The sequence below is a fragment of the Rugamonas sp. genome (genome assembly GCF_025354735.1).
In the GTDB taxonomy this organism is placed as follows: domain Bacteria; phylum Pseudomonadota; class Gammaproteobacteria; order Burkholderiales; family Burkholderiaceae_D; genus Rugamonas.
The window spans coordinates 1-13,520 of record NZ_JANXMI010000161.1; the positions used below are offsets into that span (position 1 = coordinate 1).

General features: G+C 66.2%; 10 protein-coding genes and 1 pseudogene. 4 read left to right on the top strand and 7 right to left on the bottom strand.

Translation table 11 applies throughout. The features are described 5' to 3' along the window. The 4 genes and pseudogenes from Q0S71_RS13315 to Q0S71_RS13330 form a co-directional block, all read left to right on the top strand. Positions 1 to 622, top strand: a pseudogene (locus Q0S71_RS13315) (hypothetical protein); the annotation flags it as partial. Continuing rightward, positions 613 to 1,257 (top strand): ATP-binding cassette domain-containing protein, encoded by a 645-nt coding sequence (locus tag Q0S71_RS13320; RefSeq protein ID WP_295996236.1) that lies wholly within the window; start codon positions 613 to 615, stop codon positions 1,255 to 1,257. The pseudogene Q0S71_RS13315 and the gene Q0S71_RS13320, both read left to right, overlap by 10 nt. A 130-nt stretch (positions 1,258 to 1,387) precedes the next feature. After that, the gene (locus Q0S71_RS13325) at positions 1,388 to 1,867 is read left to right on the top strand and encodes a cyclic nucleotide-binding domain-containing protein (protein WP_295996239.1); all 480 of its coding nucleotides are present in this window, start codon (positions 1,388 to 1,390) and stop codon (positions 1,865 to 1,867) included. Continuing rightward, positions 1,864 to 2,997, top strand: coding sequence for an AI-2E family transporter (locus Q0S71_RS13330; RefSeq protein WP_295996242.1), 1,134 nt, complete (start codon positions 1,864 to 1,866; stop codon positions 2,995 to 2,997). Before Q0S71_RS13325 ends, Q0S71_RS13330 begins: the two co-directional genes overlap by 4 nt. Positions 2,998 to 3,053: 56 nt before the next feature. On the opposite strand, the gene ahpF is transcribed toward Q0S71_RS13330, so the two are convergent. From ahpF to Q0S71_RS13365, 7 genes are all read right to left on the bottom strand, one after another. Then, positions 3,054 to 4,652: an alkyl hydroperoxide reductase subunit F gene (gene ahpF, locus Q0S71_RS13335; protein WP_295996245.1), complete on the bottom strand. Its 1,599-nt coding sequence runs from the start codon at positions 4,650 to 4,652 to the stop codon at positions 3,054 to 3,056. 94 nt (positions 4,653 to 4,746) lie between these two features. After that, a complete protein-coding gene (gene ahpC, locus Q0S71_RS13340; protein WP_295996247.1) occupies positions 4,747 to 5,310 on the bottom strand; it encodes an alkyl hydroperoxide reductase subunit C in 564 nt (187 codons plus the stop codon). 189 nt (positions 5,311 to 5,499) lie between these two features. Next, a complete protein-coding gene (locus tag Q0S71_RS13345; RefSeq protein ID WP_295996248.1) occupies positions 5,500 to 6,045 on the bottom strand; it encodes a hypothetical protein in 546 nt (181 codons plus the stop codon). Between the two features lie 318 nt (positions 6,046 to 6,363). Then, on the bottom strand, positions 6,364 to 6,828 hold the full coding sequence (locus Q0S71_RS13350) for a Panacea domain-containing protein (RefSeq protein ID WP_295996251.1): 465 nt from the start codon (positions 6,826 to 6,828) through the stop codon (positions 6,364 to 6,366). A gap of 51 nt (positions 6,829 to 6,879) precedes the next feature. Further along, on the bottom strand, positions 6,880 to 9,684 hold the full coding sequence (locus Q0S71_RS13355) for an EAL domain-containing protein (RefSeq protein ID WP_295996255.1): 2,805 nt from the start codon (positions 9,682 to 9,684) through the stop codon (positions 6,880 to 6,882). Positions 9,685 to 9,697: 13 nt separating this feature from the next. Then, positions 9,698 to 11,155 carry an Ig-like domain-containing protein gene (locus Q0S71_RS13360; RefSeq protein WP_295996258.1) on the bottom strand — a complete coding sequence of 486 codons (1,458 nt, stop codon included), beginning with the start codon at positions 11,153 to 11,155 and terminating at the stop codon, positions 9,698 to 9,700. 305 nt (positions 11,156 to 11,460) lie between these two features. Next, on the bottom strand, positions 11,461 to 13,520 hold a 2,060-nt coding region (locus tag Q0S71_RS13365), incomplete at its 5' end, for a YgiQ family radical SAM protein (RefSeq protein ID WP_295996263.1).

The following is a 13,520-nucleotide window of genomic DNA, read 5'->3' on the forward strand; positions in this document are numbered from 1 at the left end:
GGCCGCCGCCCGGCCGCGCCGCCCCGTCGCGGTGGCCGCCGTCTACCTGCCGCGCGCGCTGCGGCCGCGCGCCTTCCACCTGTGGCATCACCTGTTCTGGCTGCCGTACTGGCGCGCCGACAACGTGGTCGGCTTGCAGCAGACCCTGCTGCTGCTGGGCGCGCTGGCCGGCGTCGGCGCGTGGCGCTGGCATCCGGCGCCCGTGCCGCCGGCCCTGTGGGGCGCGCTGGCCAGCGTGCTGCTGATGGTGCTGACCGACCGCGGCGACAAGGCCGTGCGCGAACAAGTCGCGCTGCTGCGTCCGGTCATCGCCGCCTGGCCGCTGCGCGCCGGACGCTTATTCTCGCTGGCCGCCGCCTTCAGCCTGCTGCCGGCCGCCGCCGTGCTGGCCGCGTTCGGCGCGCTGATGCTGGGCCCCGGCGGCCCGGCCGCCTCTGCCGCTACCGCCGCCTCTGCCGCCGCCGGCCTCAGCACCCGCACCGCCGCCGTCTGGCTGGCCGCAGCCGTGCTGGCGCAACTGCTGCTGGTGGTGCCGCGCCGTATCGATGCGCGCGGCCGCGTCGGCCTGGTGGTCGGCGCCACCCTCCTCCTCACCGCCATCGGAAGCGAACTATGGAATTAACGCCGGACTCCCGCGCGATGCTGGAAATAGACCATCTGCATTTTGAATACGCGACGCGGCCGCTGTTCCGTCAATTCCAGCTGACGCTGGGCGCCGGCGTCAGCTGGCTGCGCGGCGACAACGGCGCCGGTAAGACGACGCTGCTGAAACTGGCCGCCGGCGCGCTGACGCCGCATGCCGGCACGCTAAGGCTGCGGCCCGGCCACGCCGACGCCATCGACAGCAAACTGGCGCCGCTGGCCTACCGCCAGCACAGCTTTTACTGCGGCGGCGAAGCGCCCCAGCTGCCGTGGCTGACGGTGCGCGAATTCCTCGACCTGCACGTGGCGCTGTATCCGGCCAGCGACCGCACGCTGCTGAACGCGGAGCTCGACGCGTTCAAGCTGATGACCACGCTGTCCCAGCCGCTGACGACGCTGTCGCTGGGCCAGCATAAAAAAGTGCAGCTGGCGCTGGCCCTGGCGCTGCCGGTGAGCCTGCTGCTGATCGACGAACCGTTCAACGGCCTCGACGCGAACGCCATGGACTACCTGCGCCGGCAACTGGCCGATCCGGCGCGGCGGGCGCGCCAGTGCATCGTGCTGACCAGCCACCTGGACCCGCAGGTGCCGCTGGCGCGCACGGTACAACTGTGATGCGGCAACAACACTTGCGCCCCACTTCGGCGCCGCCGCCGCCAGCGCGACGGGCAAACACGGCAAAAGCGGCGACAATATCATTGCTGGCCCGAATCCCTTTTTCGCCTTTCTGAACGGAGTACGCTGAGTGTTTGGTTTCCTGAAATCGCCCGCGCTGTCGCCGCGCCGGCACCGGCTCAAGGAGTCGGCGCTGTTCGCCTCGCTGACGCCGCTGGAACTGAAAATCGTCGACGGCCTCATGCACGAGCGCTGCTACCTCGGCGACGAAATCATCTTCGGCGAGGGCGAGGAAGGCCAGGCGCTCTACCTGGTGATGGCGGGCCGGGTGCTCATCAGCCGCGCCCTCGACACCAGCATCGAAGTGGTGGCCGAACTGTCGGCCGGCGCCTTCTTCGGCGACCTCGCGCTGCTCGACAACTCGCCCCGCAACGCCCAGGCGCGCGCGCTCGACAACTGCGAGCTGGCCGTGTTCTTCCGCGCCGACTTCATGGCGCTGATGGACACCGACGCCGTGATCGGCTACAAGATATCGCTGGCCCTGGCGCGCCACATCGGCGGCCGGCTGCGCGACTGGATGACCGGCAAGCCGCGCGTCGAGGCGCTGTGAGCGGCCCGCTGCACAGCGAGCCGCAGCACGCCGGACCGGTGGTCTGGTGCGGCATCATCGGCGCCACCTGCGCCCTGCTGTTCATCCTGGAGCGGACGCTGGAACTGGCGATACCGTTTTTGCTGGCCATCATCCTCTACTATATTTTGCTGCCGCCCATGCAGCGCCTGATCCGCGCCGGCATGGGCCAGAACCTGGCCGCGCTCAGCGTCGGCCTGCTGTTCGTGCTGGCCGTCGCGCTGGGCGGCATCGCCGCCAGCTACTGGATAGGCGCGCCGGCCGATTCCTGGCAAGAGGTGCTGGGCCGCTACCTGAACGGCGGCCTGACCTTCGTGCGCGACATGTTGCAGGCGCTGGAGGAAAAATTCCCCATCCTGCACCAGATCGGCCTGAGCAACACCTTCAACAAACGCCTGACCGTGTTCACCACCACCTTCGTGCAAAAGCATTTGACGGACGTGCTGGTGTCGGTGGCGGCGTCGCTGCCGTCGCTGCTGCTGGCGCCGTTCCTGACCTTCTTCTTTTTGCGCGACGGCCGCCGCTTCAAAAAATTCCTGGCGCGCGCCGTGCCCAACGCCTTTTTTGAAAAAACCCTGTACCTGCTGCACGAGGTGGACCAGACCGCGCACCGCTACTTCCAGGGCTTGCTCAAGCTGACCGTCCTCGACACCAGCGTGCTGGCCTTCGGCCTGTGGGCCATCGGCGTCTCGTCGCCGCTGGTGCTGGGGCTGATCGCGGCGGTGCTGGCGTGGGTGCCCTATGTCGGCTCCATCCTCGGCTGCCTGCTGTTGGTGATGGTGGCCTCGACCGACGCGCCGGGCGACCCGCTGGTGGCCTACAGCGCCATCGGCGTGTTCTTGACGGTGCGGCTGCTGGACGACTTCGTGTTCATGCCGCTGACGCTGGGACGCAGCCTGCACATCCACCCCCTCATCACGGTGCTGATGATCTTCATCGGCGGCGCGGTGGCCGGCGTGGCGGGCCTGATGCTGGTGCTGCCGCTGCTGGGCGTGGTGATGGTGGTGGGCGAAACGCTGGGCCGGCTCATCACCAACCCGCGCCTGCGCGCCCGCCACCGCAACGCCATGGCGATCCGCACCCGGCAGGCCAGCGCCGACCTGGTGATGTGACGTAAAAAAACCGGAACGGCCATGCGGCGGTTCCGGTTGTCTGACTGGTAGAAAGCTTAGGCGGTCATCGCCATTTTCTCGGCCGATTCCTCGACCACTTCATCATCATCCGAGCGGATCAAATGATCGAAGGCCGACAGCGCCGCCTTCGCGCCCTCGCCGACGGCGATGACGATTTGCTTGAACGGCACCGTCGTCACGTCGCCGGCGGCGAACACGCCCGGCAGCGAGGTCTGGCCGCGGGCGTCGACTTCGATCTCGCCATGGCGCGACAGCGCCAGCGTGCCCTTGAGCCATTCCGTGTTCGGCACCAGGCCGATTTGCACGAACACCCCTTCGAGCTCGACCTTGTGCGCCGCGCCGGTGTCGCGGTCGGTGTAGCTGAGCGCGTTGACGATCTTGCCGTCGCCGTGGATCTCGGTGGTCTGCGCCGAGGTGATGACGGTGACGTTTTTCAGGCTGTTCAACTTGCGCTGCAAGACCGCGTCGGCGCGCAGCTCGGCGCCGAATTCGATCAGGGTCACGTGCTTGACCAGGCCGGCCAGGTCGATCGCCGCTTCGACGCCCGAGTTGCCGCCGCCGATCACCGACACGCGCTTGCCCTTGAACAGCGGGCCGTCGCAGTGCGGGCAATAGGCCACGCCGTGGTTGCGGTATTGCTGCTCGCCCGGCACGTTGATTTCGCGCCAGCGCGCGCCCGTCGCCAGGATCACCGACTTGGCCTTGAGCACCGCGCCGCTGGCGGTCTGGATCTCGATCAGCTTGCCGACCGTGACGAGCTTGTCGGCGCGCTGGGTGTTCATGATGTCGACTTCATATTCCTTGACGTGCTGTTCCAGCGCGACGGCGAATTTCGGGCCGTCGGTGGCGGTGACGGAAACGAAGTTTTCGATCGCCAGGGTGTCGAGCACCTGGCCGCCGAAACGCTCGGCCAGCACGCCGGTCTTGATGCCCTTGCGGGCGGCGTAGATGGCCGCGGCCGCGCCGGCGGGTCCGCCGCCGACGATCAGCACGTCGAACACGTCTTTCTTGCTCAGCTCGGCCGCCTGGCGCACGCCGGCGTTGCTATCGAGCTTGGCGAGGATTTCCTCGACGTTGGTGCGGCCCTGGCCGAAGTGTTCGCCGTTCAGGAACATCATCGGCACGGCCATGATCTGGCGCTCCTCGACTTCCTGCGGGAACATGCCGCCGTCGATATTGGTCACCTTGATGCGCGGGTTGATCACCGACATCGCGTTCAGCGCCTGCACCACGTCCGGGCAATTGTGGCAGGTCAGGGAGAAGAAGGTTTCGAACGCGAAGTCGCCTTCGAGCTGGCGCACCTGCTCGATGACGGCCTCGTCGAGCTTGATGGTGTGGCCGCCCACTTGCAGCAGCGCCAGCACCAGGGAGGTGAATTCGTGGCCCATCGGAATGCCGGCGAAACGCACGGCGATGTCGGTGCCGGGGCGGTTGATGCTGAACGAAGGCTTGCGCACGGCGGCGGCGGCGTCTTCGCGCAGCGTGATCTTGTCGCTCAACTGGACGATGTCCAGCAGCAGGTCCTGCATTTCGCGCGCCTTGGCGCTGTCATCGAGAGATGCGACGATCTCAATCGGGTGCACCACTTTTTCCAAATAGGCTTTGAGCTGGGCTTTGAGGGTTGCATCTAACATGATCTTATTCCTTACAAATATTTGAGCGAATGCCGGGCCGGACGCCCGGTCCGGCATCGCGGTACTACTGGTGTGCTGCGGTCTGGCTCAAGATTTAGATCTTGCCGACCAGGTCCAGCGATGGGGTCAGCGTGGCGGCGCCTTCGGTCCATTTGGCTGGGCAAACTTCGCCCGGGTGGGCGGCGACGTACTGGGCGGCCTTGACCTTGCGCAGCAGTTCGGAAGCGTCGCGGCCGATGCCGTTGTCATGCACTTCCATCACTTTGATGAAGCCTTCTGGATTGATGACGAAGGTGCCGCGCAGCGCCAGGCCTTCTTCTTCGATCATCACTTCGAAAGCGCGGGTCAGCTTGCCGGTCGGGTCGCCGATCAACGGGTATTGCACCTTGCCGATGGCGTCCGAGGTGTCGTGCCAGGCTTTGTGGGCGAAATGGGTGTCGGTCGAGATGCCGTAGACTTCCACGCCCATTTTCGAGAATTCGGCGTAGTTGTCGGCCAGGTCTTCCAGTTCGGTCGGGCAGACGAAGGTGAAGTCGGCCGGGTAGAACACGAATACCGACCACTTGCCCTTCAGGGACTCTTCGCTGACGTCAACGAATTTGCCGTTGTGGTAAGCGGTGGCCGTGAATGGTTGGACTTGGGTATTGATGAGAGACATGGTGGTTTCCTCGTGGGTTGTGAATCATTGAGACTGGAGTGTACGGTGTTTTCGACCATTTGAAAAATTGATTGTCTCAATAATTTCAATTGTTTTTGACTATCGACAGGCTGGACGAGAACGTCATTATCACCGTTCCGGAGGCAAAGTGGCTACACGGCTCCCGGCTCGGGCGCCAAGCTTGTGGGCTCAATCGAGGTGCTGGTCAGCGTAAGTGGTGCGCAGGATGGCTTGGTTGAAGCGCTCGACCAGCCACCGCACTTTGCGGAAAAAATGGGGCATATCCGTCGCGTTCGATACATGCGCCAGCAAGGCGGCGCGATATTGCGCGGCGTCGGCCTGATAGCGTTGCGTGCTCCGGTCGAAGCCGTTGTCCTGAAGATGAGCAAAAATATCGATGCCGGTCGGCCCGTCGGAAAACCGCGTCACCGTTGCCCTGATGACGTCCTGGCAGTGCGACCCCTCGGGAAAAGCGGTGCCATCAAGCGCCGCATAGGCTTCCCGCACTTCTTTGGAGAAGATAATGCGCGGGAAGTCTGCGACTTCGCTTTCCAGCTTGTATGCATTGATAAATGCCGGTCCAAAAATAATCGCGGCGCCGTCCTTGTTCGGCCGGTGCAGCAGCTTGCCGCTGGCGATGCCGCCGCGCGAGAGAAAGCCTTTGGAGAGCCAGTCGGAAGAGATCTGCCAGCAGAAAAAACCAATAGACCCAGTCCCAGCGGGATCTTCTTGCATGACGCCACCACGCAGTCGGAAAACGATTGCACCACGAAGTCAAGCTCGGGCGCATCGGCGATGCCCACCCGGCCGAGAAATGCGTCTTGCACGGAATCATGCCGTATATCCAGTGCGGCGAAGATCAATGAAGGACTGATGTCGGCGCCCGGCCGCGACGAGGCTGCTATCAGTTCCTTGAACCCGAGTATATCGATGAAGACGACATAGCGTTCTTCGTAGGCGGAAAACGGTGCATCGTCTTCACCCCCGTGGGTGATCGCTTCTTTCTTCCCGGGCACCCCGAAATCGAGCACCTCGTCCGGGCCGGGCACCTGCTTAGGCCGCTTTGAGGTGTTTCTTGAAGTAGGCTTGGATTTGCTCATCAGGAATCAATGCACTACGGGCGCTTTCATCGTAAACCTCGTGCCACGGGCCGTCTGATTTATGGGTGATCTCCACCAGTGTACCGGCGGACATTTTGCCGAACTGCCTCAATACCGACAGGATGACGGCGCTGTCGGTGGAGTCCTGCTCCACGGTGGGCCAGTTCACAATGAATTGGCTGTCCGGCTTGATGGCGTTGGAGCCGAATATTTTCAAGTCATGGTAGAGCGATTCCACGACCGGCCCATACTTCCAGGCGGCGAACGGCTCGCCATCGAGCAGAGGCTTGCCGTGCTTGGCCAACGACAAACCATGCGCTAAATACAGCAGCTTGTGCAATTTTAAGTTTGTTAGTGCGCAACCAAGCTCGTCAGCCTTCTGAAGCATTGATTTCGCCACGGTGCGGAGGGCGCTCATGACCGTATCCTCATATGTATGTTTATACAGTATATAGCAGTATACGATTTGTCAAGGCCGATGCGCCATGAGCAGCGCGTCGAACTGCGCGGCCGGCAGCGGGCGGGCGAACAGATAGCCCTGGCCGTAGTCGCAGCCCGCGTCGGCCAGCAACTGGCGCTGCTCGGGCGTCTCGACGCCCTCGGCGATCACGCTCAGCCCCAGCTTGTGGGCCATGACGATGATGGCCTCCGACAGCGCCATGTCGGCCGAGTCCGGCGCCAGGTTGCGCGTGAACGAGCGGTCTATCTTCAGGTAGTCGATGTCGAATTTTTTCAGGTAGGACAGCGAGGAATAGCCGGTGCCGAAATCGTCGAGCGCCACCTGGATGCCGGCGTCGCGCAGTTGCAGCAGCTTGTCGGTGACGCTGCGGTCGGCGTCGAGCAGCAAGCCTTCGGTGATCTCGACCACGATGGCCGCGCCCGGCACGTCGAGGGCCCGCAAATGGCGCTGCCAGCCGAGGTAGCCGTCGTCGTCGCGCTGGAATTCGCGCGGCGACTGGTTGACGCTGACCTGGAACGCGGGGTGGACGTCGCGCCGCCAGCGCCGCACCCAGCGCGCCGATTCGCGGAACACCCACGCGCCGATGTCGATGATGAGGCCGCTGGCCTCGGCCAGCGGGATGAATTCCAAAGGACTGACGAGGCCGCGCTGCGGGTGGTTCCAGCGCAGCAGCGCCTCGGCCTTGTGGATGCGGCCGCTGGCCAGGTGGACAATGGGCTGGAAATACAGTTCCAGCTGGCCGCCCTTGAGCGCGCCGCGCAAGTCGTTGGTCAGGCGCATGCGGTTCAGCGCCGCCACCTGCAGCACCGGCGTGAAATAACTGTAGCGGTTGCGGCCGGCGCCCTTGGCCGCGTACATGGCCTGGTCGGCGTGCTTGAGCAAGTCGGCGATGTCGAGCGCGTCGTCCGGATACAGGGTGATGCCGATGCTGGCCGACACATAAGCCTGCTCCTGCTCCAGCACGAAGGGCGCCAGCAGACTGTCGATGATGCCCTGGGCCACATGCTCGACGCAGCCGGCCTCGCCCAGCTCCGACAAGATCACCGTGAATTCGTCGCCGCCCAGCCGCGCCACCGTGTCGGCCGCGCCCACGCAGGCGCTGATGCGGCGCGCCGCGTCGGCCAGCAAGATGTCGCCCTGGTGGTGGCCGAGCGTGTCGTTGACTTCCTTAAAATGGTCGAGGTCGATGAACAGGATGGCGATGCGCCCGCCGTCGCGCCGGCTGCGGGCGATGTCGCGCTCCAGGCGCTCGTGGAATAAGCGCCGGTTCGGCAACTGGGTCAGGGCATCGACGTTGGCCTGCTGCCACACCAGCGCCTCGGTGGCGCGCTTGGCGCTCACGTCCTCTATCATGCAGACGTGGTGCGGCCGGCCGTGGGCGGCCGTCTCGATGGCCGCGACCAGGCCGTCGACCCAGACCTGGGAGCCGTCCGGCCGCAGCAGCCGGCGCGCACCCTTGAAGCCGGCGACCTGGCGCGCGCCCAGCTGCGCCATCTGCGCCAGCATGGCCGGCACGTCGTCGGGATGGACCAGGTCCAGCCAGCGCAGCGCCCGCACTTCCCGCTGGGTGCGGCCGACGATGGCCAGGTAGCGCGGGTTGACGTCGCGCAGCTCGCCGCTGACCGTATCGATCAGCGCGATGCCCATGGGCGCCGCCTCAAAGATGGTGCGAAAGCGCAGCTCGCTGTCGCGGATGGTGGCGCGGGCGCGCTTGCGTTCGCGCGCCACCATGCTGATGTGCGCGGCGCCGCCGGCCAGCAGCAGCGCGGCCACCAGCGCCAGCAGGCGCACCAGCCAGGTCAGGCTGCCGGGGTCGGCGTCGGCGCGGTACAGGAAGCCGGGGAAGGCGTAGCCGGGCTTGAGCAGGCCGAGGCCGGCGTAGATGTCGGCGATCTGGCGCCAGCGCAGCGGATTCATGTAGCCGATCTCGACCAGCACCGGCTGCACCAGCGTCACCATCTGGCGCGCTTCGAACAGCAGATGCTGGCGGTCGTGGCGGCGCGAATACTTGTTCAGGATCAGGTCGGCGATCTCTTCCTGGTGGCTCATGGCGTACTGCCAGCCGCGCATGCTGGCGGCGCGGAAGGCGCGGACCCGCTCGGGATGGGTGGCCAGCTCGTGCTCGCTGGTGAACAGATTGTCGCCGTAAAAATCGATGCCGGCCGCGCGCGGGCTGTAGATGTCGTAGGCGTAGCCGACCCGGTCCAGATAGTCCGGCTCGTTGGTCACGTAGATCGACATGGCGTCGACATAGCCGTTGACGAGGTCGTCGGGATTGTAGGTGTGGCCCAGGCGGTGCAGGCGCGACTCGGCGATGCCCTCGGTGCGCAGATAGGCCAGCAGCTCGTCGGACTGGGCCACGTCGTCGTCGAACTGGCCTATCATGACGCGCTTGTCGAGCACGCGGTGGATGTCGGGTCCCGCGCCGCCGCGGGCCATCACCAGCGCGTACGGCGAATGCTGGAACACGACGGCCAGCACCACCACCGGCTTGCCGGCCGCGCGCGCCAGCAGCAGCGACGCGCCGCCGACACCGTACTCGGCGGCGCCGGCCAGCACTTCGCGCTCGGGCTGGTTGCCGTCGCTGCCTTCGACGATTTTCACGTTCAGGCCGGCGTCCCGGTAATAGCCCTGCTCCAGCGCCGCGTAATAGCCGGCGAACTGGAACTGGTGCAGATGCTTCAGTTGCAGGGTGACGGCGTCGAGCGCCCGCGCCGGCGCGGCCGGCAGCAGGGCCGACACCAGGGCCAGCAGCGTCCAGGCCAGCGGCAGCGGCCATCTGCTCCCGGTCCCGCGCCATCCCCAGCTCGCCACGACCCGCCTGCGTTTAAGGCAGCTTGGTCGGCGTCAGCACCGCATTGGCGCTGGCGCCGCTGCTGCCATTGCCCTGCTGGCCCTCGACCGCGCGGCCCCAGCCCCAGCGGGTGCCGTCGGTCTGGGTGCCGAAGGTGTGGTACAGGCCGGCGGACACCGTGTTCCAGTTGGCGGACGTGCCGATCTGGTTGGGCGAGCTGGTGTCGTAGCCGAGGCCGTCGCCCAGCTGGCCGTCGCTGTTCGAGCCCCACGCGTAGAGCGTGCCGTCGCGGCGCAAGGCCACCGTGTGGGCATAGCCGGCGCCGATGACGGACCAGTTGCTCAGGCCGCTCGCCAGGATTTGCGCGGGCGCCGTCACGTTGGTGGTCGACAGGCCGCCGTTGCCGATCTGGCCATTGCCGTTGGAACCCCAGGCGAACAGCGCGCCGTCGGCCCGGATCGCCACCGAGTGCAGGGTGCCGGCGGCCACCGAGACCCAGGTCGATGTGCCGATCTGGACCGGCGCCGGCACGTCGACGATGCTGCCGTTGCCGACCTGGCCCTTGGCGTTGCCGCCCCAGGCCCACAGCGAACCGTCGGCGCGGCGGCCCAGCGTGTGGGTGGCGCCGGCGGCGGCCGAGCTCCAGTTGACGGCCGCGCCTATCTTGGTCGGCACCAGCTTGTCGACCTTGGTGTTGTCGCCGAGCTGGCCGTTGAAGTTGCGGCCCCAGGCCCACAGCACGCCGCCCTTGTTGATGGCCACCGTGTGCGATTTGCCGGCCGAGACGAAGACCCAGTCGGTCGACGTGCCGATCTTGGTCGGCGCCGAGCGGTTGGTCTGGGTGCCGTCGCCGAGCTGGCCGTTCTGGTTATAGCCCCAGCCCCACAGCGAGCCGTCGGCGCGGATCGCCATCACGTGGTCTTCGCCGGCCGCGATGAAGGTCCAGTTGCTGAAGCCGCCCGACACCTGCACCGGCACGGCGCTGTCATTGGTGCTGCCGTCGCCGAGCTGGCCCCACTGGTTCGAGCCCCAGGCCTGCAGCGTGCCGTCGGCCTTCAGCGCCACCGTGTGGCTGGCGCCGGCCACCACCTTGACCCATGGCCCCTTGATGGTGATGGCCGTGCTGCCGACCACGCTGCCGACGGTGGCCGTGACCGTGTCCGGCCCCATGACCAGGCCGGTGACCACGCCGGTGGCGGTGACGACGCTGGCATTGCTGCCCTTGACGCCCCAGGCCAGCTGGTTGGTCGCGGCGAGCACGGCGGTGGAATTGTCGCTATAGGTGCCGGTGGCGACCAGGGTCTCGGTGGTGCCGACGGCGATCGTCGAATTGGCCGGGGTGATGGCGATCGACTTCAGCGTCGGGCCGGTCGGCGTGCTCGAGGTCGCGGCATCGCCGCCGCCGCCCCCGCACGCGGCCAGCAACATGGCCAGCAACGCGGCCAGCAGGGGAAGCAAGAACAGATTGCGCGGGTTAAAAGCGTTTTTCATGGTTATCCAATTCAGTACGGGAGCGGCACAGGGCACGGCCGGGCGGGCGCGCACGGTCACCGTGCCAGCCTGCCGCCAGTGTAGCGGCAAGCGGGCGCCGCGCATCGACCGAGCAGCGCCGCATTATCCGCGCAATTGCCCCTATGGGCGAGTGTAACCAGATTTATGCCGTGCCTGCTACAGAATCTGCAATATCGTTCCCGCGCGGCGGCGCCGAAAACCACGCCCGCAAAAAAAAACGGACCCGCCGCGCGAGTCCGTTCTTGATAGCCGCCCTGACGGCCAACCGTGCTTGCTTGACTTGCTTATTTACGACCGGCGCGCGCGGCCGGCTTGCCGCCCCTGGCCGTCGGCGCCGGCGCCGGCGCCGCCTTCTTGACCTTGATGGTGTCGAGGATGGAGGCGCGCGGCTTGTTGTCGATGGCGGTGCGCGCCGTCAGCGAACCGGTCAGCGCGTTGGCGCGTGGACCACGCGCCTGCGGCTGCTGCGCCTTGGGCGGCGGCATGGCCATGGTCGGCGCGCGGCGGCCGTCGCCGGCCGGCTTGCCGTTGCCCTCGGACGCCGACCACGACGGTATCAAATGCTTGTCGCCGTTGCCGATCAAGTCGCCGCGCCCCATGGCCACCAGCGCCTCGCGCAGGATGGGCCAGTTGTCCGGATCCTGATAGCGCAGGAAGGCCTTGTGGGTGCGGCGTATCTTGCCGCTGCGGGCGGTCTCGACCACTTCCGAATCGGCCGTCACCTTGCGCAGCGGGTTCTTGCGCGTGTGGTACATGGTGGTCGCCATCGCCATCGGCGTCGGCATGAAGGTCTGCACCTGGTCGAGCTTGAAGTTGTTCTTCTTCAGCCACAGCGCCAGGTTCAGCATGTCGACGTCGGTGGTGCCCGGATGGGCCGCGATGAAGTAGGGTATCAGGTACTGCTTCTTGCCGGCCTCGAGCGAGAAGCGGTCGAACATTTCCTTGAACTCGTCGTAAGCGCCTATGCCCGGCTTCATCATCTTCGACAGCGTGTTTTCTTCAGTGTGCTCGGGCGCGATCTTCAGCAGGCCGCCGACGTGGTGCGTGACCAGTTCCTTCACGTACTCCGGCGAGCGGACGGCCAGGTCGTAGCGCAGGCCCGACGAAATCAATATCTTTTTGACGCCGGGAATCGCGCGCGCCTTGCGGTACAGCGAGATCAGCTTGCTGTGGTCGGTGCCCAGGTTGACGCAGATGGACGGGTAGACGCACGACAGGCGGCGGCACGAGGTTTCGATTTCCTTGCTCTTGCAGGCCAGGCGGTACATATTCGCCGTCGGCCCGCCGAGGTCGGAGATGGTGCCGGTGAAGCCCTTGGTCTTGTCGCGGATGTGTTCGATCTCGCGCAGGATGGACGGCTCCGAGCGGCTCTGGATGATGCGGCCCTCGTGCTCGGTGATCGAGCAGAAGGTGCAGCCGCCGAAGCAGCCGCGCATGATGTTGACGGAGAAACGTATCATTTCCCAGGCCGGAATGCGGGCCTTGCCGTAGGACGGATGCGGCGCGCGCGCGTAATTCATGTCGTAGACGCCGTCCATCTCGTCCATCGCCAGCGGCAGCGGCGGCGGGTTGAGCCAGACGTCGCGCTCGCCGTGCGCCTGCACCATGGCGCGCGCGTTGCCGGGATTGGACTCCAGGTGGAACACGCGCGAAGTGTGGGCGTACATCACCGGATCGGCGCTGACGGTTTCATACGAGGGCAGGCGGACCACGGTGCGGTGGTGCTGTTCCTTGGCCATGGCCTGGCGCTCCTCGCGGCTCATGATGCGGATGGGCTTGATGACCTCGACCGGCGCGGCCGGCGTGCCGTCGGCCTGGGCGCCGCCGTTGTCGGTGGCGCAGGAGGCCGTGTTCGCCTGCATCATCGCGTAGGGGTCGGGATGGGCCTCGACCTTGCCGGGCACGTCGACGCGGGTGGAATTGTTGACGCCCCAGTCCGGACCGGGCAGCCAGCCGGGCGGCACCATGAAGGCGGTGCCGCGCAGGTCGCGGATGCCCTTGATGTCCTCGCCGGCGGCCATGCGGTGGGTCAGGTCGACCAGCGCGCGCTCGGCGTTGCCGAAGATCAGCAGGTCGGCCTTGGAATCGGCCAGCACGGAGCGGCGCACCTTGTCCGACCAGTAATCATAGTGGGCGATGCGGCGCAGCGACGCCTCGATGGAGCCGATCACGACCGGAATGCCGGGGTAGGCTTCGCGCGCGCGCTGCGAATAGACGGTGACGGCGCGGTCGGGCCGCTTGTTCGGCTCGGCGTCGGCCGTGTAGGCGTCGTCGGAGCGGATCTTGCGGTCCGACGTGTAGCGGTTGACCATGGAATCCATATTGCCGGCCGTGATGCCGAAAT